The following is a 20,009-nucleotide window of genomic DNA, read 5'->3' on the forward strand; positions in this document are numbered from 1 at the left end:
TCAGGGATCGTTGGGAGAGTTTTCCGGAGGCGTATCTGCCTTGTGTAGAAACTTGGAGAATTCCTGGTCCGGCACCAAGCTGCCGCCAGTCGCCCAAATCACGTGAACTGCGTTACACATCACAGGGCCTAAACAGTTTTCTTTCAGGTATTTCTGACCTTCATCAGAGCCCAGAACAATTGCGGGGCCGCCCAGACCAGCTGCAGCAGATGGTTCCAGTTTTTGCCCGGTTTTTTCCCACGCAACCCTCAACCAGCGGAAAAGGTCACTATCGCGTACCGTGTAAACACCACTCAGCAATGGCTGCATAACCTGCGCTACAAACCGGCTTACTTCGGCGACAGCCATTCCATCAGCTTCGGTCTTGTTTGTCAGGCCGATGTCGTAGACGGATACAGGTCTTTCTAAACCCGACGCCAGTTGAACCAAAGCGCAAGGGGACTGAGCAGGTTCGACGAAAAAGCTGTGCGCGAGTAAACCAAATTCCTGCACGATCCCGTAGGCTATTCCGCCTGGCGCCCCTCCGATCCCACAAGGAAGATAGAGAAACAAAGGCGTGTTTCGATCTATCCTAATACCTTTACTCTCTAACTGTTCACGCAGCTCTGACGCTGCGGCGGAGTAGCCGTAGAAGAGTAATTCGGATCTCTCATCATCAACAAAATAGGTATTGGGGTCATTGTCCGCTTCGGCGCGGGCTGCGGAAACCGCGGTGCCATAGTCGGCTTTGTGCTGTACAACCTGCACGTCATAGTTCCGCAGCCGCGCAACTTTCCATGGTTTTGCATCCGACGACATGTGAACAACGGCACGAAATCCAAGAGCGCGCGCTACGACACCAATGCTAAGTCCAAGGTTTCCGGTCGAGCCAACAGCAATAGTGTATTTTCCGAAAACGGACTTGATGGAGTCATTAGCGAGATGCTCGATCGGATCACAGGGCGACATCAAATTCAACTTGAGCGCCAACGACAAGGCGTACTGACACACCTCATAGATTCCGCCTCGAGCCTTTATCGAACCTGCCACAGGCAAGTTGTTGTCAGCTTTGAGAAAATACCGACCTTGCGAGAACCCGAATTCGCAATCTTGTGCCGTTAACTCTACCAAATCAGATGCCAAAATGCCCCTGCTGGTTTTCAACTCCGGAAAGCAGTTTTCAAGTAACGGGGCAAATTTTTCCCAATTGGCGACCGCTTCCGCCACCTTTTGGGGATGAGCAACGTCGTTTGAAACGTCCTGAACCGATATTCTGTTGGAATTGATCCACAGCACCGGGTCTCCTGATAGAAGTCGGGCTTTCAAGCTATGTTCCATAACGAATTAGACCCCGAAGTATCGCACCATTAGAGATTGAAGGAATTGCCCCGTCGCAAGGGAGTATGCGACGGGGCAGGTTTGTGGTCCGAATTTCAGACCACCTGGGAGTGTATTAGCTGGCGTAAGCGGGAAAGGCCGCGCACAAGTCCGCAACGGCGGCTTTGCAGCGCGAGACTGTCCCATCGGTTACGCCAGCGGCTTCTGCCTCAATGAGGTTTGCAATCAAGTTGCCAAGTTCTTCAAACTCGGTTTCTTTCATGCCGCGAGTGGTGGCGGCGCTCACTCCCAAGCGCAATCCAACCCATTCGGGCGGACGCGGGCTGTCATTTGGAATTGCGTTCTTGTTTGCAGTAATATTGGCCTTTTCCAGAACAACTTCAGCACGTTTGCCGGTGATGCCTTTCGGGCTGAGATCAACCAGCACTAAATGAGTATCGGTACCACCGGACACAATGCGTAACCCGCGACCCTGCAGCGTTTCTGCAAGTTTGGCCGCATTGGTTTTGACCTGAGCGCCGTATTCTTTGAACTCATCTGTCAGCGCTTCGGCGAGGCAAACCGCTTTCGCTGCCAGTACCTGGCTGTGAATCGAACCCTGAACGCCCGGGAATACGGCCGATTGCAGCTTTTTGAACCACTCCTCATTATTGGTGAGGATCAGGCCGCCACGAGGACCACGCAACGTTTTGGTGGTTGTACAGGTAACGATGTCGGCGTGAGGGAAAGGTGACGGGTGCACACCTGCTGCGACAAGGCCTGCAATGTGCGCCATATCCACATGGAAAAAGGCTCCTACATTCTTGGCGATCTGGCCCATGCGATCAAAGTCGATCTCACGTGGGTAAGCGGAACCACCAGTAATGAGCAGTTTGGGCTGGATTTCTTTAGCCAGATCCTCAAGCGCGTCGTAATCGATAACTTCGGTTTCAGCATCAACACCATAATGGTGCGGTTCGAACCAGCGTCCGGACAGGTTGGCTTTCAGTCCGTGGCTCAGATGGCCACCGGCCGCCAGATCCAGCGACAAAACCTTGTCGCCCGGCTTGAGCAGCAAGAAGAAGACCGCCAGATTGGCTTGGCTGCCCGAATGAGGTTGAACGTTAGCATAGTCGCAGCCGAACAGCTCTTTCGCACGATCAATTGCAGCCTGCTCGACGATGTCGACAAACTGTCCACCGCCATGGAAGCGGTTGCCGGGATAGCCTTCCAGTGTCTTGTTGGTCATCTCGTGTCCGAGGACATCCAAAACCGCACGGCTGACGATGTTTTCTGAAGCGATCAGTTCGATCTGATCTTGCTGACGCTGTTTTTCGTTAACCAGCGCTTCTGCAACAACAGGATCGGTCACCACGATAGGGGTCGAAAAATGTTGCGACATTGGATTTCCTCCAGAGGGGTTTCGATTGAATAAAAATCCGCAGTTTGTCTGGCCAAAGCAAATCAGTATTGCTATTTTTTTGGCGCAGAAAAACTAAGGCTAAACCAATGTCACTTTCTCCCCGCCGCCCAAAAGGACCGCACCTGAACGCCCTGCGGGCATTTGAAGCCGCTGCCCGATTGAAGAGCTTTGCTGCGGCTGCCGACGAGCTATCCGTTACTCCAGGTGCAATCACTCAACACGTCAAATCCCTCGAAGCTTGGGCTGGGGCTCAGTTGTTTGTCAGGAACGCGCGAGGCATAACTCTCACGCCTTTGGCGGAGAAACTCTTACCCGGATTTAGCAAAGCATTCGATCAGCTTGGCGACGTCGTGCAAGAGTTGCGTGCAACTGCACAACCGCTGAAAGTCAAAGTTGCCGCCCTGCCATCGGTTGCGCAACTTTGGTTGGCTCCTCGGCTCGGGAAACTACGCCTTGTCGCTCCGGAAATTTCCGTTTCGGTGGTGGCTCTTGAAGCCCCACCAAACCTCGCTCGGGAGCCGTTTGATTTGACACTCTTCTATAGCCGCGCGGTGTTGGGAGAAAACGAAATTCCAATCTCGGATGATATCATTTTTCCAGTGTGCGCTCCTGCGGTTGCGGCACGCCTGCATTCAATCACTGATCTTTCGAATGAGACCCTTTTGATTGACGAATCTTGGACAGATGATTGGCAATTTTGGTTGAACGGCCAGCCAGATGGCAACTCCGTGGTACAATCAGGAACGACACATTCTCTATTTTCCGTAGCCTTGGAGGAAACCCGCCATGGCGGGGGAGTATTGATGGCACACGAATTGCTGGTGCGCGAACTCTTGGAAAGTGGAGCCCTCGTTCGCCCTTTCGAAGGTTCACTGAAGCTTCCTCGGAAACTTGTAGCCAAGTACACTTCATCATTTCGCAGGTCGCCTGCCTTTGACAAGGTGCTATCGCTCCTGCTGGACGAATTGCACTCAAACACAGCGTAGCCAAACTCAAGTCGATTAGCGTTACAAGCTCATATTAGTGCCGTAGAAAATGGGTCGGAAAAGTTGGTATCGCCACCCCACCTCATTGCTTAGCAACTTTCTCCTTTTCTGATCTAACCCAATCCCAAAAAACTCGTACATTTGGTTTATTGAGGTTTTCTTCGGATGTTAGGACGAAATAGCTTTTCGGAGCCTCTATCTCCTGCTCGAAGGGTTTTACTAACCGTCCAGAAGAAATCTCTTTGTCCAACAAACCTGTATGACCGATCGCGACTCCGCCCCCGTCGATGGCGGTTTGTATCAATGCGGAGTACAACGAAAAACCGAGAGAATTCTTAAGCTCAGGGCCACCGACTTCTAACAGCCAATAATTCCAGTCCTCGTCCCAGTAGAGATCATACAGTGCTGGTACACTAAGAAGGTCATCAAGTGTCATCCCATCGGGGTATTCGCGCAGCAATTGGGGTGAGCAAACTGGCGTCAGCCTTTCAGACAGAAAGCGCATTGTGACGAACTCGTCAGGAGGCGTCTCACCATGCCAAATCATGATATCAAGATTGCCGGTTCGGAAGTCTGGTTCTATCAAATCTGCGATGAGTTCGGCTTTGACGTCCGGAAAATGGTTCAGAAACCTTTGGACAAGCGGCAATACCAGCCTTTCAGAAACAACATGCAAAGCTCCAATTCGCATCGGTTGTGCCTCATACTGCGCCTTGAATATTTGCGTCTTTCGTTTGAAGTCACCAAGCAACGATTGAGCGATTTCGAGGTACTTTTGTCCAGCTTCGTTAAGCTCAACCCCTCGTGAATGCCGTTGGAACATTTCAACGCCCAAACCTTGCTCAAGGTTTTTAACCTGATGAGCTATCGCCGCTGACGTTAAGTTCAATTCGTCTGCCGCCTTCTTGAAACTGTTTAGGCGCGCTGCTGCCTCAAATGCGCGCAGCGAATAAATCGGGGGCAAGCTGGGCATACTCTCTTCTTCCAAGTTACGTAGAGCTAAATTCAGTGAAGGTTACTTCCATTTGGTCGTTTTCCAGACTTGGGAATGGGTCTTCGGCCTTTATCGAATTACCAGCTTCGACATAAATATTATTTTGTCAATCTCCTGCAATCGACAGTAATTCGATTCACATGCCGAGTTTTACTCAACCGCTTGTAAATAAGAAAAAAGTTGATACTTTCCATGTATACTTCTCCCCATCTCTCTATCCATTGAGATACTACCATTTGACTTTAGGCATAAAATTTCTTTGCCAAGACCAAAATCTTCCAGTTTGTCAGGATCGCCTCAAGGTCGGACAAATTATGTACTGTCGGACCTCCTGCATGTGGTGGGCGGTTGAGACAACAGAACTTGGGAGGAGTTATGAACTTCAATCATTTTTCTAAGTTTGCCGTAGCAACCGTGTTTGCTACGGGAACGATGCTGTCGGCCATTAACCCGGCGCAAGCAGACGAGCGGTTCACCTTGGCACACCCAATGCCGCCTGAGCACATCTTCCATCCGACTTCCGAGAAGTTCATGGAAGCCCTGGGGGAAGGATACGAGGTCGAGTATCACCCAGGTGGAGACCTCGGCGACTGGACGTCTTTGTTTGAGCAGTCCATGCAAGGTGCAGTCCCAATGACCATGACCTTCGCGGCAACAGAATTCGATCCGCGCCTGAACATTTTCGCAGCTGGGTACATTGTCGACAGCTGGGAGCAAGCCCGCGAGCTCTATGGGCCTGGCGGCGCACTTATCCCGGTTTACGACGAAATCCTGGCGGACCTCGATATGAAACTCGTCGGCGTGCTGCCGGTCGACTTTGGGGGCTACGCGATCCGCAAAGGTGTGGGCGAAGTACCGCTGAACCTGCCGGAAGAAGGCAATGGCATCAAAGTTCGTGTGCCTGGCCTGGAAATCGCCATCAAACGCTATGAACTGCTGGGCTTTAGCCCGGTTCCGATGCCATTCTCCGAATTGTATACCGCCCTGCAGCTGGGCACCGTGGACGGTCGTACTTTTGGTCCACCGCCGGAAATCTGGCAGATGCGCGACGTGTTGGAAGCATACGTCTACAGCAAGGACTATTTCGAGCACGCCTATTGGCTGGTCAACAAAAGCTGGTGGGACGGTTTGTCTGACGAAGACCGCAGTGAAATCCAAGGCGCGGTAGACACAGCCGTTGGATGGGCCTGGGACGAGGCCCAGAACATCAGTGACAAAACGCTGGAAGACATTCGTGGCGCAGGAATCGATGTCGTTGAGTTCTCACCCGAGCAGCTCGAAGCCGTGAAAAAGATTGTCTACGAGCAGGAATGGCCTTTCCTCGAAGAAATCGTAGGCCCGGAGACAACCGCAGCCCTGAAGTCTGCGGCCGGCATCAACTAACGATGCCTCCTCCCGACTGCCCGGCAAATTGCCGGGCAGTTTTTATCAGAACAATCCATGTAACGGGGGGAACAAATGACACCCGAAACTACGGGAATAACCGCGTTTGAACGGGGGTTCTTGTTGATCCTCAAATCAGCAATGATCTTCTTTGCGCTTTCACTTGCCATACTGATGTTTGTCACCGTGATCATGCGGTACGGAATGTCCAACCCATTCTTGGCGATCGAAGAAGCCTCGATTTTGCTGGGAATTTGGCTGTACTTTGTGAGCGCCAGTTACGTTACAGGCACGCGCGCGCATATATGCGGCGGCGCGTTGCATCTGGTCGTTAAGAGCGAAAAGAAGAAAAACTATGTGCGTCTGATGACGTCTTTGATCTGCCTGGGCGTAACGTTGGTCGCGCTGTACTACGCCGCTCAATACGGCTGGTTCACATTCGAACGAGGACGAAAAAGCACTTACTTGCAGTGGCCACGATCAATCTGGGTCGCAAGCATGGTGTTTGGTTTTGCCGTAATGGCGCTGTTTTTCCTGCTTCAAACCATGCGTGATGCCATGAAAATCCGAGATTTTAACGAACAAAACGTGATGGGAGAATCCTGATGCTCGCGGTTTCTGTGGCACTCATACTGATTGTCGTCCTGCTGATGCTGGAGGTTCCGGTTGCGTTTGTATTCGGACTGGCATCGTTGGTAATTGTTCTGATTACCGGGCGAGACATCGCCTTCCTCATTCCCTATGCGTACCAACAGGAAAGCAGCTTTGCGCTGCTGGCTTTGCCGCTCTTCGTGATCGCAGGCTCGTTGATGGGGGCCAGTGGCATTTCGGATCAGTTGGTTCGATTTGTGAACGCATTTGTTGGCTCCATCAAAGGTGGGCTTGGTGCCGTAACCATCGTGACCTGCGCCCTGTTTGGCGCAATCGCTGGCAGCGGGTCTTCCGCGATTGCCGCAATCGGTTCGATGATGATCCCCCGCATGGTCGAGGCCGGCTATCCGCGTTCTTACGCCATTTCACTGGTTGCGTGTTCCTCGGTTCTGGCCATTCTGATCCCTCCGAGTGTCGCGATGATCCTGTTCGCGATCACAAGTGGCCTTTCGGTCGCCGCCTGTTTCCTTTCCACCATCATTCCCGGTGTGCTGATCATGGCGATCTATGTGATCATGAACGGGTTTGAGGCGCGCAGGTTCAAAGATCTTGAGGTCGAGCCCAAGGTGACCCTGCCGCAGCGCGCTGGGAAAATCTTCCGCGCAACCAAAGGCGCCTTCTGGGCCCTGCTGATGCCGGGGATCATGCTGGGCGGGATCTATGGTGGGATCTTCACACCGACCGAGGCCGCAGCTGTTGCCCTGATCTATACCCTTCCCGTCGGGTTCATAATCTACAAGGGTCTGAACATGCGCACGACGACGGATGCGCTTGTCGAAGGTTCGCGCAACACTGGCGCCATCATGATGATGCTGTTCTTCCTGTTCATCATGAGCCGCGCAATGGTGCAAGAGAACATCCCGAAAGACATCGCCGACTTCATGCTTTCGATCTCGGACAACAAGATGGTCATTCTGCTGATGATCAACCTGTTGCTGCTGATGCTGGGCATGTTGGTTGACGATACGGCCGGCGCTGTTTTGGCGGCGATTGTTCTCCTGCCTGTTACCAATGAGATTGGCATCCACCCGATCCACTTTGCGGCCATTGTCGGCACCAACCTCGGCCTGGGGAATGTCACGCCACCCTGTGCCCCACTCCTCTTCATGTCCGGGGCGATTGGGGGTCAGACAATTGACCAATACATCAAACCCACTCTGAAATTCATGCTGATTGGCCACCTGCCTGTGGTGCTGCTTGTGACTTACATTCCCGACATTGCGCTGTACCTGCCGCGCACCCTGATGGGGATACTGTAAGCAGTCTGAGGCCCCGCGCAGACAGGCTCGGGGCCTTCTTACACGAAATCGACTGAGTAAAGGGACAAACTATGCCGCTCAAAGATATTCTCGTTGCATTCAGCAATGGCAGCACGTCAAAAACCGTTCTCAACTTTGGTTTGTCACTGGCTGACCAGGCAGGCGCAAAGATCACCGCAATTCACGTGACACCGCCGGTGATGGAAGAAAACCAGATTCTGTCCTGGATGCCCGAGCGGCTCATGAAACAAGTTCAGCGTGCTAACGAAGAAGTGCCGATCAAAGCCAAAGAGGCGCTTGACCAGCAAATCGGTACGTCCAGAACAGTGAACTGGCGTGTGGAGTTGGGGGACGTTTCAGACAAGCTTGCATCACACTCCCGCCTGCATGATCTTTTGATTGTTGGGAAATACGCTGAAACAACCGAAGAATCCGGAGCCCATGTTCGGTCGGAGCATATCGTAACACGGTCGGGGCGTCCGCTTATTGTCGTACCGCAGAGCTGGAATGCTGGAGGGCCGCTCAAAAGAGTGGTCGCTGCCTGGGATGGCGGTTTGACTGCGACACGAGCTCTGTGTGATCTGCTGCACCTGATGCCGTTCATAGACCATTTGGATGTGGTGAGTGTAACTCAGGCGAGCGAAAAAGCATCTCCTTTGAAAGAGCTGAAAGAACACCTTTCACACCACTGCCAAAACTTCAGTGTAACTGCGTTGAAACCCGAGGGGGCGACCGCCATCCAAATCCTAAATTACTGCCGGGAAACCGAGGCCGACATCTTGGCAATTGGTAGCCGAGGGACCCCCCGTTTACGCAGTGGGCTGGTGCACGGTGGAACTGGGCGTACGATCCTTGATCGGTCCGATACACCGGTTTTCGTATCTCATTAATCACTTCGACCGAAGAAGCGCGGATATGCACGTCACTCTGCAGGTGGGCAAACCAAGTAAAAGCACGTCCAAAATCAAAAGTCGGCGCACTACTAATACTTGTCCGCAACTTCACTTTACGCGGTGAGTTTCCTTACACCCAGTCTCACAAGTGGTGTGGCAGCCCGCTGAAAATGTAGCGGGCTGCGTTTGTTCGTATGAGTTGGTCTATGGGTTTGAGAACACAATCCTAAATGCAGATCTTCGCTTTAGATGAGCCCTACCAGCCCTTCGGAAGGATTGAGTCTTTGAACATTTTGTCCATTGCCTTTTGCGGCAGGAACCGACGCAAGAACGTCAACATCTTTGCATCTTTTCCGATGAAGCGCGCAGCCGTGTTGCACACCGTCCTCGAGCAGATGGAGAAAACACACGTGGACGCGCTGATTAAAGATTCGCTTAACCCTGAGCCCGTGGCAATTATACGAGCCTGTTAGGACTTATTGGGGGCCGAGCACCAGTTGTGAGGACGGCAATCGAATGTCCGTTTTTGGTAGGGACGGCCGGATGTATTTGCTCCTGTAGCAAATGGCAGCTATCCGCCCTTGGTGCAGGAGATCGAGTTCGCGATGCGCAGACTGCAGAATTTGGGTCCGCTACGTGAATTCACGCTATGTCCGCACTCCGGACGTTGCTGTCGTCTGGGCTGGCTCAATGTCCCACCGAAACCGTCAGATGACGGCTTTGAGCCCAATCCTACTAATGCTGCGCCGTGCTCGAATGTCCGCATTTCGAGAGCGCGCGAGAAATATCCAATAAACAAGTCTCGGAAAAGACGAAACGTGGCAAGGGATTTGGCCTAAAATCAAACGCACCAGGTGCTTGTCTAACGCACTTCGCTCGCCTCTGGTGGCAAAAAGCGGGTTGCAAAAATTCGTTGTAGAACTCGAGTCCTTGGGTGGGACTGAAAAAAAATTCGTCACCCGCGCACACAGATGGAAGAGTGCATTCTTCGCTTCTATTTGGCTCGTTGTGTCAGTTCATGACGCAAACGCCAATTTCGTCTGATATCTTACCCATTGTGGGACGCCCATAGATATTCCATCGCACTGTCGGTATTTGGATGCCACTGTGGTGGCGGGGGCATCCTTTCAAAAACTCAATTCGGAAAGGTTGATTTTTTCCGCGAGTTAAGAAAGAAATTCCTGTGTAAATATTGCAGCGCAGAAGAAGTGAACATGCGTAAAGTAAACACGATGGAGGAATTTGCGCAGGTCAGCGGGATTTCCAGACCAACGCTTTCCAAATACTTCAACGACCCCAACTCGGTCCGCGCCTCGACCCGCAAACGAATTGAAGAAGCGCTGGAAACCTTTGACTACACTCCCAACGTTTATGCCATCAACCAAAACCGCCGGACGACGCGAAATATTGGCATCATTGTTCCAAACCTTGCGGACCCGTTCTTTACAGAAATTGGACGTGAAGCTGAGCTGGCTTGCATCGACGCTGGGTACCGCCCGATCATTCTCAGCTCTCACGGGGATCCTGAACAGGAGGTCGCCAATTTGGCGTTCCTGGCTGCATTAAAACCGGCAGGCGTACTGTTGGCACCTTTTGGTCGCATATCGCAACAGGATGCAGTTCTGGAATTCAGCAAACGTCTGCCGATAGTTCTCTTCGATGCCAACATTGAAGGAAGCGGGCTGCCTTTCTACGGAACCGACAATTTCCAAAGCATCGATCTGATGGTGGAATACCTGTGCCGCAGTGGGTCACCTCCTTGCTTTTTTGAGATGAAGACGCCCCTGAATCCAAACGCACGAAAGCGTCATGCGGCCTATCTGGAAAGTATGGAACGCCTGGGTTTTACGCCGAACATTTATCAGGCGGAAGGGGAAGGTTGGGCTTTTGAAGACATCGGATTCCGAGAGGGAGGACAGATGATCAGCAAGGGCCATTTTGCGACTGACACGGTGCTTTGCAGCAATGATCGTCTGGCCATCGGCATGCTGGCGGCAGCCTACGCGCATGGGGTGCGAGTCGGTTTGACCGAGGCCAGTACGCTGCGAATTGCGGGGCATGATGATCATCCATTTGCCCGTTTCACTGGACCCCGTTTGACGACTATTGCGCAAGACTACAAAGCAATTGCGAAATCTTCCGCTCAGCGGCTTGTTGGAATTATTGAAGGTGAAACAGATGGTTCTGACGCTCTGTTGATTGAAAACCCGGGACAACTGGTCATGCGGGAATCGGCATAAACCAAAAAATTTACGCGCGTAAAAAATAAGATTGACGCAGCGAAATGTTTCGATCTAGGATTGTCCATTGTCTATCTTTGGGAGGAATCAGGATGACATTGCGAGGTTCACTGCTCACCGCGACCGCATTGACGCTGGTCGGTGTTGCGGCCAACGCAGATACCATCACCATTGCTACCGTGAACAATGGCGACATGGTTCGGATGCAGGGCTATACTGACGAATTCACCGAGGCGACCGGCCACGACGTTGAATGGGTCACGCTGGAAGAAAACGTGCTGCGCCAGCGCGTGACCACCGACATCACCACCAAAGGCGGCCAGTTCGATATCATGACCATCGGCATGTACGAGACGCCGATCTGGGGTGCAAACGGCTGGCTGGTACCGCTGAATGACCTGAGCGCCGAATATGATGCAGCAGACATCCTCCCCGCCATGGCTGGTGGCCTGAGCCATGACGGCACGCTCTACGCCGCGCCGTTTTACGGTGAAAGTTCCATGATCATGTATCGCACTGATTTGATGGAAAAGGCAGGGCTGGAAATGCCCGACAGCCCGACTTGGGAGTTCATCCGTGAAGCGGCCACAGCGATGACCGATCGCGACGCCGATATCAACGGCATCTGTCTGCGCGGCAAGGCCGGTTGGGGTGAAGGTGGGGCGTTCATCACTGCCATGTCCAACTCCTTTGGTGCGCGATGGTTCGATGAGGATTGGAAACCTCAATTCGACACCGAGCAGTGGGCGAACACGCTCAATTTCTTCAAAGGTATGATGGATGAAAGTGGCCCCACCGGCTATGCTACCAACGGCTTCAACGAAAATCTGAACCTGTTCCAGCAGGGCAAATGCGGCATGTGGATCGACGCCACTGTTGCGGCATCATTTGTGACCAACCCGACCGACAGCACTGTAGCTGACCATGTCGGTTTCGCGCTGGCGCCGAACACCGGTCTGGGTAAAAACGCCAACTGGCTGTGGGCCTGGGCCCTTGCCATCCCGGCAGGCACCCAGAAGGAAGGTGCCGCAAAAGAGTTTATCGAGTGGGCCACCTCCAAGGACTACATCGAACTTGTTGCCGCCAACGAAGGATGGGCCAACGTTCCGCCCGGCGCACGTCAGTCTCTCTATGATAACCCGGAATACCAGAAAGTACCCTTCGCACAGATGACGCTGGACAGCATACTTTCAGCTGACCCGAGCAACCCAACGGTTGATCCGGTGCCATATGTCGGTGTCCAGTTCGCTGCGATCCCGGAATTTGCGGGGATTGCCAGCCAGGTGAGCCAGGAATTCTCGGCCGCTTACGCTGGTCAGCAGAGTGTCGAGGAAGCGCTTGAAAAAGCGCAGGCAATTGCCACTGAAGAGATGGAAGCCTCGGGCTATTGATCTTCCTCCCGGAAGGGGCGGCACACCTGCCGCCTCTTTTCCGCTAAGTTTTCGTTCAATACGACGCGAAAAGGAGCTTTGTCATGGCGACACGGCATTCTCGATCTGCGGCCCGATTGATGATGGCCCCGGCAGTTGTGCTGCTTTTGGGGTGGATGCTCGTGCCTCTGATTATGACTTTGTACTTCTCGTTCCGAAATTACTTTCCTTTACGCCCGGACCGGGTGCCAAGCTGGGCTGGATTTGACAACTATATACGGTTCATCTCCTCCAGCGCATTCTGGCCTGCTGTCTGGACCACGCTTTTGATTGTTGGGTGCGTGCTGGTGATTACCGTGGTGCTTGGAGTATTACTGGCGCTATTTCTGGATCAACCGATGTGGGGTCAAGGCGTGGTCCGCATCCTTGTGATTGCCCCGTTTTTTGTGATGCCCACGGTGTCGGCTCTTGTCTGGAAAAACATGTTCATGGACCCGACAAACGGGCTGCTTGCGCATCTATGGCGGTTCTTCGGGGCCGAACCCGTGTCTTGGCTCTCGGAAGCCTCGATCCCGTCCATCGTGATGATCGTATCCTGGCAATGGCTTCCCTTCGCCACACTGATCCTGCTGACAGCCGTGCAGTCGCTCGACGGTGAACAATTGGAGGCTGCCGAGATGGACGGAGCACCGCCATTCGCGCGGTTCACCAACCTGATCCTGCCTCATCTCAGCCGGGCTATTACCATCGTCGTGCTGATCCAGACGATCTTCCTGTTGTCGATCTTCGCAGAGATCTTCGTCACCACCGGGGGGGCCTTCGGCTCTCGCACGCTGACATACCTGATCTTCCAGCGCGTGCTGGAAAGCCAGAACGTGGGTCTGGGCTCTGCGGGCGGTGTCTATGCAATCATTCTCGCCAATATCGTGGCCATCTTCCTGATGCGCATCGTTGGCAAGAATCTGGACGCGTGAGGAGGCGGACATGGCACGCGCAGTTACGACGCAACGCAAAATGATCAACACCGTGGTCGCCTGGGGAATTGGTCTGCTCATCTTCTTCCCAATCCTCTGGACAATTCTCACCAGTTTCAAACCCGAAGCTCAGGCAATTGCGGACCCGCCGCTGTTCCTGAACTTCGACTGGACGCTGGAGAACTACGCCACAGTGATGGAACGGTCGAACTATGCACGCTTTCTGTGGAATTCGATCTTCATTGCGGGCGGTTCCACGATCCTTGGGCTTCTCGTCGCCATTCCGGCGGCCTGGTCCATGGCCTTTGTGCCCAGTAAACGGACCAAAGATGTCTTGTTGTGGATGCTGTCCACCAAAATGCTTCCGGCGGTCGGGGTGCTTTATCCGATCTACCTGATCTTCATCAGCCTCGGGTTGCTGGACAGCAAAGTGGGCCTTGTCTTGGTACTGATGCTGATCAACCTGCCGATCATCGTCTGGATGCTCTACACCTATTTCAAGGAAATCCCCGGTGAAATCCTTGAAGCGGCCCGAATGGACGGCGCGACACTGAGAGAAGAAATCCTCTACGTGCTGACGCCCATGGCGGTGCCCGGTATCGCATCCACCTTGCTGCTGAACTTCATCCTCGCCTGGAATGAAGCCTTTTGGACGCTGAACCTCACAGCGGTCGATGCGGCCCCGCTGACGGCCTTTATCGCCAGCTATTCCAGCCCCGAGGGCCTGTTCTTCGCAAAACTCAGTGCCGCCTCGACCATGGCGATTGCACCGATCCTCATACTCGGCTGGTTCAGCCAGAAACAACTCGTCCGTGGTCTGACCTTCGGCGCAGTGAAATAAGGAACGAAATCATGGGACAAATTAAACTTACACAAGTCACGAAGTCCTTTGGCGACGTCAACGTTATCCCACCGCTGGATCTTACCATCGAAGACGGAGAGTTCACTGTTTTTGTCGGCCCTTCGGGCTGCGGGAAGTCCACGCTATTGCGGATGATCGCGGGGCTCGAAGATCTGACCACCGGCGCTATCCACATTGACGGGGCCGAGGCCACCGACACACCACCCGCCAAGCGCGGTCTGGCCATGGTGTTCCAATCCTACGCGCTCTATCCGCATATGTCGGTGCGCAAAAACATCGCGTTTCCGATGCGCATGGCCAAGGTACCGGAGGATGAGCAGAACCGGCGGATCGAGGCTGCTGCCAAGGCGCTGAACCTGACGGATTATCTGGATCGCCGCCCGGGCCAACTGTCCGGTGGCCAGCGTCAGCGAGTTGCCATTGGGCGGGCGATCGTGCGCGAGCCTCTGGCTTTTCTCTTCGACGAGCCGCTGTCAAACCTCGATGCCGCGCTGCGAGTGGGGATGCGGCTTGAGATCACCGAGATGCATGAGCGGCTGAAAACCACCATGATCTATGTGACCCACGACCAGGTCGAAGCCATGACCATGGCCGACAAGATCGTCGTGTTGCGCGCCGGCCTGATCGAACAGGTGGGCAGCCCGCTTGAGCTGTATCACAAACCACAGAATGAGTTTGTTGCGGGGTTCATCGGGTCTCCCAAAATGAACCTCATCAAAGGTGACGAGGCGGCCAAACACGATGCGGTCACCATCGGCATCCGGCCTGAACATACCGACGCGTCCACGACCGAAGGGCTGTGGAACGGTCGCGTCGGGGTGGCCGAGCATCTTGGCTCTGACACGTTCGTTCATGTTCACGACACCGGGCTTGCCGACATGATCACCGTACGGATCAGCGGTGACATGGCCGTTAAACACGGCGACCCCATCTTTCTGACCCCGCAGGCGGACAAACTGCACAGGTTTGACGCCAACGGACAGCGGATCGGCTGATGCGTCTGGCTGGCAAAACAGCCCTGATCACCGGCGCCGCCCGTGGCATCGGGCGCGCGTTCGCCGCGCGTTATATCGCGGAAGGCGCCTGCGTGGCGATTGCGGATATTCACCCCGGCGTGGTCGAAACCGCCGGGAAAATCGGGGCGGTGGCAATCACGCTCGACGTCGCTGATGAGGCCAGTATCAAAGCAGGCGTGGCCGAAGCTGTCGCCGCGCTTGGCCAGGTCAACATCCTGGTCAACAACGCCGGGTTTTTTTTCGCAGCGCCCATCGTGGATGTTACCCATAACGACTATGATCGCACTTTCGTAGTCAATGTCGCGGGCACGCTCTTGATGATGCAAGCCGTCGCCCGCCACATGATTGACCGCGGGCTGCCTGGCAAGATTATCAATATGGCTTCGCAAGCCGGTCAGCGAGGTGAACAGCTGGTTGCGGTTTACTGCGCCAGCAAGGCAGTCGTTATTTCACTGACACAATCAGCGGGGCTCAACCTGATCCAGCATGGAATAAACGTGAGTGCCATCTCTCCGGGTGTGGTTGACGGGGACCATTGGGATGGCGTTGACGCCCATTTCGCACGCCTTGAAGGCAAAGCGCCGGGTCCAAAGAAAGCAGAGGTCGGGGCGGATATTCCTTATGGCCGCATTGGACGGGCGGAAGATCTGACTGGCATGGCCGTGTACCTGGCCAGCGATGAGGCCAACTACGTTGTCGCGCAAACCTATAATGTGGATGGCGGACAATGGATGAGCTAATCCCCCTTTCAGACCAGACCCTGACCCGGATGGCGGTCGATGTCCCACGCTATGACCGCAGCGCGCTTAATCCGGGCATCGTCCATATTGGCGTCGGCAATTTCCATCGGGCCCACCAGGCCTGGTACGTTCACCGGCTGATGCAGCGCGGTCTGGCGCAGGATTGGGCGATCGTCGGGGCTGGTGTACGGTCCTATGACGCGGCCATGCGTGACAAACTTATGGCTCAGGACTGTCTGACGACTTTGATCGAACTGGACCCAGATGGCATCTCTGCCGAAGTTACCGGCGCCATGATCGATTACCTACCCATCGAAGATGGAAACGGCGCGCTGATCGCGCGGATGGCAGACCCGGCTATTCGGATAGTGTCCTTGACGGTTACCGAGGGGGGCTATTTTATCGATCCGTCAAACGGCCGTCCGGACCTGTCTCATCCGGAACTGGTGGCAGACATCGACCGGATCGACGCCCCGAATTCCGCCTTCGGCGCCATTGTCCGGGCTCTGGATTTGCGACGGGCAGCGGGGCATCAACCATTTACGGTGCAAAGCTGCGATAATCTCTCCGGAAACGGGGCGATCACTCGCAGCCTTGTGGTGGCACTGGCAGAACAGATCGATCCTGATCTGGCTGCGTGGATCGATACACATGGTGCCTTTCCCAACTCGATGGTGGATTGCATCGTCCCTGCGACCGGCCCCCGAGAAATTACCCATTCGCACAGTTTTGGTATCGATGACGCTGCTCCCGTAGCCCACGAAAACTACCGCCAATGGGTCATTGAGGACGATTTCTGCACCGGTCGCCCGGAATGGGAAAAGGTCGGCGCAGTGCTTACTGACCATGTGCATGCATATGAGGCGATGAAAATTCGCATCCTCAACGCAGGTCATCAGGTTCTGGCCAATGCAGGGGAGCTATTGTCGGTCGCCACCATCGCGGACTGCATGGCGCATGAAACGATCCGGGCCTTCTTCGCCAAAGTGCAGATCACCCAGATTGCCCCAACCGTCGAACCCGTGCTGGGTATGACGCCAGAGAACTACGTAGACTTGATTGAGCGGCGTTTTGCAAACCCGCAAATTCATGACACGACACGCCGGGTCGCATTCGACGGCTCCTCCCGCCATCCCGGTTTTGTGCTTCCGATAATCCGCGATCTGCTTGCACAAGGGTCTGAAATCGACGGGTTATGCCTCGTCGAGGCGCTCTGGGCACGCATGTGTGCGGGGTTTCGGGATGACGGGTCAGAGATTGTTTCGAATGATCCGAACTGGGCTGTACTCTCCGAAGCAGCCCGCATCGCGCGAAGCAATCCCCAACACTGGCTGGCGCAAGAGGAAATTTATGGAGAGCTGGCGCAGAATAATGTGATGGCCGAAAGGTTCGCCCATTGGCTGAACAGGCTCTGGTCGGACGGGTGTCGGACAACGCTGCATCGGTATGTCGAAGAGGACGCATTGGAAACGTTCCCAATCCGAACCCCAAGGCTGGTCGTCAAATGATCTTGTGTTGCGGGGAAGCCCTGATTGACATGATTCCGACAGAAATCGTCACCGGCGAAACAGGATTTGTCCCCCATTCTGGGGGCTCTGTCTTTAACACCGCGATTGCATTGGGGCGTCTTGAAGTGCAGGTCGGCATTTTCACCGGTCTGTCTATGGATTTCCTCGGTCGCCAGCTTGAAGCGGCTTTGCGGGCCAGCCATGTGGACACACGTTCCGCTGTGCTATCGGATCGCCCCACGCCCCTTGCTTTCGTGCAGCTTTCTGCAGGGCAGGCTTCATACACATTCTATGATGACAACTCGACCGTGCGCATGTTGAGCCAAAGCGATCTGCCGGACCTGACAGACGACATGACTGCGCTTTATTTCGGCGGCATAAGCCTGTGCCAAAACCCGGTCGGCGATACCCTCCTCGCCATGTGCGAGAAAGCGGCCAAAGATCGCGTTGTTGTCCTCGACCCAAACGTGCGCCCCGGCTTTGCCACTGATGTGGACGCCTATCGAACCAGGTTGATGACGATGATCTCTCAGGCAGATGTAGTCAAGGTCTCGGACGAAGACCTGAACTGGATCTTTCCGGGTTCTGAATCGCTGGAGGAAAAGTTCTCTTCGCTACTGAAGGCTGGTGTGTCTGTTGCTATTCTTACCCGAGGCCATCTTGGAGCAACAGCGCAAACGTCTACGGGCCAGATGGCATTTGCTCCTGTCCCGAAGGTGGACGTCATAGATACGGTCGGTGCGGGTGATACCTTCAACGCGGGTTTCATCGCAAAGCTGATGGAACTCGGTCAACTCAGAAAAGACCACCTGAACAGCATTTCGAGCGAAACTCTAGAGGAAGCCCTGTTCTTTGCCGCCAAAGTAGCTGCGATAAACGTCTCGCGCGCAGGCGCTAATCCGCCTTGGCTAAGCGAGCTGTGCACATCTCAATAGAACTAAACCGCCAAGCATTCGGGTGAAACGCAGTTTGAATTTGCAAGGACGCACTACGAGAGATTGGTCGTTACTGAAAAAACCTTTAAGGATTCGGCGCCGAGCGAACGACCCTCTACCCTAAGAACAACGATTGAATGAACATGGATTAGCTAATGCACTTCCAGTGCTCAGCAGGAGCGAGTGCCAATGGTGGTAGCTCCGAAGAACAGCTGACGGTCAACACTAACAAGTTTCTGTAACCGGTTGTCATGAACGTTTTGGGCTTGCCGTCTGAAAGTCGACATCGGTGCAGCAGCTGCGAAAGCCCGCTTTGTCCCGCAGGACGTCAGTTCGTCGGCGACCAAATCTCGTGGTTGCAGCGAAAGTCTCCTTTGACGGGCCGCAACGCAGCGATAACTGGCTCCGACCAATAGCAGGTATGGGCCGTTCTAACCATAACCAATGGTGGCAATACGTGGTTCGCGCCCGTTCGTGCGTCGCGCAGAATCGATCAAGATGGGCTCGACGCTGCCATTCTCTGCAGTACGTTTGGACTGGCGGTAAGGCGCAGGCGGTTGACGCGATTCATTTGATTGCTCGGAAGCTCGACCCGGACCTGACCCGCGCCCGCGTTGTCACAGTGATGCGGGAGTTTTAGCCACATTTCCGACACATTATGTGGCAATTAACCAACCCCTTTTCCTACGTAGAACTTTTTTTTTACGTCCTGCTTCACGCGTTTAAGCGTGGCCAATCGCTCTCTAGGTTTCTCTTCATCGATCTAACTTGATGGAGGTAATCATGATCGCAAAACAGGCAGACACCCTACTCAAACCCGAGCAAGTCGCCGAACGACTCGGCGTGTCCACAACCACCCTAGCCACATGGCGTTGCACCAAGCGTTACCCGCTGGCTTATGTCAAAGTTGGCCGCTTGGTTCGCTATCGCGCCGGAGATGTGGAAGCGTTTGAGATCGCGCGTCTTTAGGAGGTGGTTGCAATTGACTGGTAACTGGAAGCCCAACGAATTCGCGGCTATCGCGGAACTGGCCCGGATCAATTTGCAAAGCCTACTGACGGAATGGTTGCCGGATGGCCGGATCATTGGGCGCGAATGGGTGGCGCTGAACCCCACCCGCGCAGATCGGTCGCGCGGCTCGTTTCGGATCAATCTCGACAGCGGACTGTGGGCAGACTTCGCCACGGACGACAAAGGCGGCGATGCCATCAGCCTCTTTGCCTATCTGAACGGGGTGCAGCAAGGACAGGCCGCTCAGGCGCTGGCCCAGCGGTTGGGGTGCAGGCATGAGCGCGTTGCAGAACCTCCGCCACCCTACAGCCGGTGCCGCTGACACCCAGCATATCTATCGCAGCCAAACGGGTGCGCCTGTGCTGGTTGCCAATCGCTATGAAGGCAGCCCTAAACACAGAAAGCGCCCCTTGGGCGCTACAGTGTTGTATTATATGGTATATTTGTTGGTTGCGGGAGCAGGATTTG

19 protein-coding genes are annotated in these 20,009 nt (G+C 54.4%); 16 read left to right on the plus strand and 3 right to left on the minus strand.

The window, feature by feature from the left end; all coding sequences use genetic code 11:
• Positions 1 to 1,317 carry a D-serine ammonia-lyase gene (locus ACR0D6_RS05135; protein ID WP_480452737.1) on the minus strand — a complete coding sequence of 439 codons (1,317 nt, stop codon included), beginning with the start codon at positions 1,315 to 1,317 and terminating at the stop codon, positions 1 to 3.
• Positions 1,318 to 1,432: 115 nt separating this feature from the next.
• Positions 1,433 to 2,698: a serine hydroxymethyltransferase gene (locus ACR0D6_RS05140; RefSeq protein WP_480452739.1), complete on the minus strand. Its 1,266-nt coding sequence runs from the start codon at positions 2,696 to 2,698 to the stop codon at positions 1,433 to 1,435.
• Positions 2,699 to 2,805: 107 nt separating this feature from the next.
• Here ACR0D6_RS05140 and ACR0D6_RS05145 point away from each other — a divergent pair, with 107 nt between their 5' ends.
• Entirely contained in the window at positions 2,806 to 3,705 is a 900-nt protein-coding gene (locus ACR0D6_RS05145) for a LysR family transcriptional regulator (RefSeq protein ID WP_480452740.1), read from the plus strand.
• An 82-nt stretch (positions 3,706 to 3,787) separates the two neighbouring features.
• Here ACR0D6_RS05145 and ACR0D6_RS05150 read toward each other — a convergent pair whose 3' ends face one another.
• Positions 3,788 to 4,693, minus strand: coding sequence for a LysR substrate-binding domain-containing protein (locus ACR0D6_RS05150; protein WP_480764706.1), 906 nt, complete (start codon positions 4,691 to 4,693; stop codon positions 3,788 to 3,790).
• A 381-nt stretch (positions 4,694 to 5,074) separates the two neighbouring features.
• Here ACR0D6_RS05150 and dctP point away from each other — a divergent pair, with 381 nt between their 5' ends.
• From dctP to ACR0D6_RS05225, 15 genes are all read left to right on the plus strand, one after another.
• Positions 5,075 to 6,082 carry a TRAP transporter substrate-binding protein DctP gene (gene dctP, locus ACR0D6_RS05155; RefSeq protein ID WP_480452743.1) on the plus strand — a complete coding sequence of 336 codons (1,008 nt, stop codon included), beginning with the start codon at positions 5,075 to 5,077 and terminating at the stop codon, positions 6,080 to 6,082.
• Between the two features lie 141 nt (positions 6,083 to 6,223).
• A complete protein-coding gene (locus tag ACR0D6_RS05160; protein ID WP_480764707.1) occupies positions 6,224 to 6,688 on the plus strand; it encodes a TRAP transporter small permease in 465 nt (154 codons plus the stop codon).
• Entirely contained in the window at positions 6,688 to 7,992 is a 1,305-nt protein-coding gene (locus tag ACR0D6_RS05165; protein ID WP_480452746.1) for a TRAP transporter large permease, read from the plus strand. The genes ACR0D6_RS05160 and ACR0D6_RS05165 overlap by 1 nt, the downstream gene beginning before the upstream one ends.
• A 71-nt stretch (positions 7,993 to 8,063) precedes the next feature.
• The gene (locus ACR0D6_RS05170) at positions 8,064 to 8,882 is read left to right on the plus strand and encodes a universal stress protein (protein ID WP_480764708.1); all 819 of its coding nucleotides are present in this window, start codon (positions 8,064 to 8,066) and stop codon (positions 8,880 to 8,882) included.
• 233 nt (positions 8,883 to 9,115) lie between these two features.
• Complete coding sequence (locus ACR0D6_RS05175) at positions 9,116 to 9,358, plus strand: hypothetical protein (protein ID WP_480764709.1); 243 nt, start codon at positions 9,116 to 9,118, stop codon at positions 9,356 to 9,358.
• A gap of 741 nt (positions 9,359 to 10,099) precedes the next feature.
• Complete coding sequence (locus ACR0D6_RS05180) at positions 10,100 to 11,125, plus strand: LacI family DNA-binding transcriptional regulator (protein ID WP_480764740.1); 1,026 nt, start codon at positions 10,100 to 10,102, stop codon at positions 11,123 to 11,125.
• A 92-nt stretch (positions 11,126 to 11,217) separates the two neighbouring features.
• A complete protein-coding gene (locus ACR0D6_RS05185) occupies positions 11,218 to 12,516 on the plus strand; it encodes an ABC transporter substrate-binding protein (RefSeq protein WP_480764710.1) in 1,299 nt (432 codons plus the stop codon).
• A gap of 83 nt (positions 12,517 to 12,599) precedes the next feature.
• Entirely contained in the window at positions 12,600 to 13,469 is an 870-nt protein-coding gene (locus ACR0D6_RS05190; protein ID WP_170651125.1) for a carbohydrate ABC transporter permease, read from the plus strand.
• A 10-nt stretch (positions 13,470 to 13,479) separates the two neighbouring features.
• Entirely contained in the window at positions 13,480 to 14,310 is an 831-nt protein-coding gene (locus tag ACR0D6_RS05195) for a carbohydrate ABC transporter permease (RefSeq protein WP_480764711.1), read from the plus strand.
• 11 nt (positions 14,311 to 14,321) lie between these two features.
• Positions 14,322 to 15,326: an ABC transporter ATP-binding protein gene (locus ACR0D6_RS05200; RefSeq protein WP_480764712.1), complete on the plus strand. Its 1,005-nt coding sequence runs from the start codon at positions 14,322 to 14,324 to the stop codon at positions 15,324 to 15,326.
• A complete protein-coding gene (locus ACR0D6_RS05205) occupies positions 15,323 to 16,087 on the plus strand; it encodes an L-iditol 2-dehydrogenase (protein ID WP_480764741.1) in 765 nt (254 codons plus the stop codon). The genes ACR0D6_RS05200 and ACR0D6_RS05205 overlap by 4 nt, the downstream gene beginning before the upstream one ends.
• A complete protein-coding gene (locus tag ACR0D6_RS05210; RefSeq protein ID WP_480764713.1) occupies positions 16,075 to 17,595 on the plus strand; it encodes a mannitol dehydrogenase family protein in 1,521 nt (506 codons plus the stop codon). The genes ACR0D6_RS05205 and ACR0D6_RS05210 overlap by 13 nt, the downstream gene beginning before the upstream one ends.
• A gap of 29 nt (positions 17,596 to 17,624) precedes the next feature.
• A complete protein-coding gene (locus tag ACR0D6_RS05215; protein WP_480764714.1) occupies positions 17,625 to 18,530 on the plus strand; it encodes a carbohydrate kinase family protein in 906 nt (301 codons plus the stop codon).
• A gap of 771 nt (positions 18,531 to 19,301) precedes the next feature.
• Complete coding sequence (locus ACR0D6_RS05220; RefSeq protein ID WP_480764715.1) at positions 19,302 to 19,499, plus strand: helix-turn-helix transcriptional regulator; 198 nt, start codon at positions 19,302 to 19,304, stop codon at positions 19,497 to 19,499.
• 13 nt (positions 19,500 to 19,512) lie between these two features.
• Complete coding sequence (locus ACR0D6_RS05225; RefSeq protein WP_480764716.1) at positions 19,513 to 19,863, plus strand: hypothetical protein; 351 nt, start codon at positions 19,513 to 19,515, stop codon at positions 19,861 to 19,863.
• Positions 19,864 to 20,009 lie beyond the last annotated feature (146 nt).

The organism is Ruegeria sp. BJ6, assembly GCF_056537885.1.

Bases quoted from the DNA above. Each gene is read 5' to 3' on its own strand.
- ACR0D6_RS05160 (WP_480764707.1), top strand. From the start codon at position 6,224: ATGATCTTCTTTGCGCTTTCACTTGCCATACTGATGTTTGTCACCGTG.
- ACR0D6_RS05145 (WP_480452740.1), top strand. From the start codon at position 2,806: ATGTCACTTTCTCCCCGCCGCCCAAAAGGACCGCACCTGAACGCCCTG.
- ACR0D6_RS05190 (WP_170651125.1), top strand. From the start codon at position 12,600: ATGGCGACACGGCATTCTCGATCTGCGGCCCGATTGATGATGGCCCCG.
- dctP (WP_480452743.1), top strand. From the start codon at position 5,075: ATGAACTTCAATCATTTTTCTAAGTTTGCCGTAGCAACCGTGTTTGCT.
- ACR0D6_RS05210 (WP_480764713.1), top strand. From the start codon at position 16,075: ATGGATGAGCTAATCCCCCTTTCAGACCAGACCCTGACCCGGATGGCG.
- ACR0D6_RS05140 (WP_480452739.1), bottom strand. From the start codon at position 2,698: ATGTCGCAACATTTTTCGACCCCTATCGTGGTGACCGATCCTGTTGTT.
- ACR0D6_RS05215 (WP_480764714.1), top strand. From the start codon at position 17,625: ATGATTCCGACAGAAATCGTCACCGGCGAAACAGGATTTGTCCCCCAT.
- ACR0D6_RS05175 (WP_480764709.1), top strand. From the start codon at position 9,116: ATGCAGATCTTCGCTTTAGATGAGCCCTACCAGCCCTTCGGAAGGATT.
- ACR0D6_RS05220 (WP_480764715.1), top strand. From the start codon at position 19,302: ATGGAGGTAATCATGATCGCAAAACAGGCAGACACCCTACTCAAACCC.
- ACR0D6_RS05180 (WP_480764740.1), top strand. From the start codon at position 10,100: ATGCGTAAAGTAAACACGATGGAGGAATTTGCGCAGGTCAGCGGGATT.
- ACR0D6_RS05195 (WP_480764711.1), top strand. From the start codon at position 13,480: ATGGCACGCGCAGTTACGACGCAACGCAAAATGATCAACACCGTGGTC.
- ACR0D6_RS05200 (WP_480764712.1), top strand. From the start codon at position 14,322: ATGGGACAAATTAAACTTACACAAGTCACGAAGTCCTTTGGCGACGTC.
- ACR0D6_RS05185 (WP_480764710.1), top strand. From the start codon at position 11,218: ATGACATTGCGAGGTTCACTGCTCACCGCGACCGCATTGACGCTGGTC.
- ACR0D6_RS05135 (WP_480452737.1), bottom strand. From the start codon at position 1,317: ATGGAACATAGCTTGAAAGCCCGACTTCTATCAGGAGACCCGGTGCTG.
- ACR0D6_RS05165 (WP_480452746.1), top strand. From the start codon at position 6,688: ATGCTCGCGGTTTCTGTGGCACTCATACTGATTGTCGTCCTGCTGATG.
- ACR0D6_RS05170 (WP_480764708.1), top strand. From the start codon at position 8,064: ATGCCGCTCAAAGATATTCTCGTTGCATTCAGCAATGGCAGCACGTCA.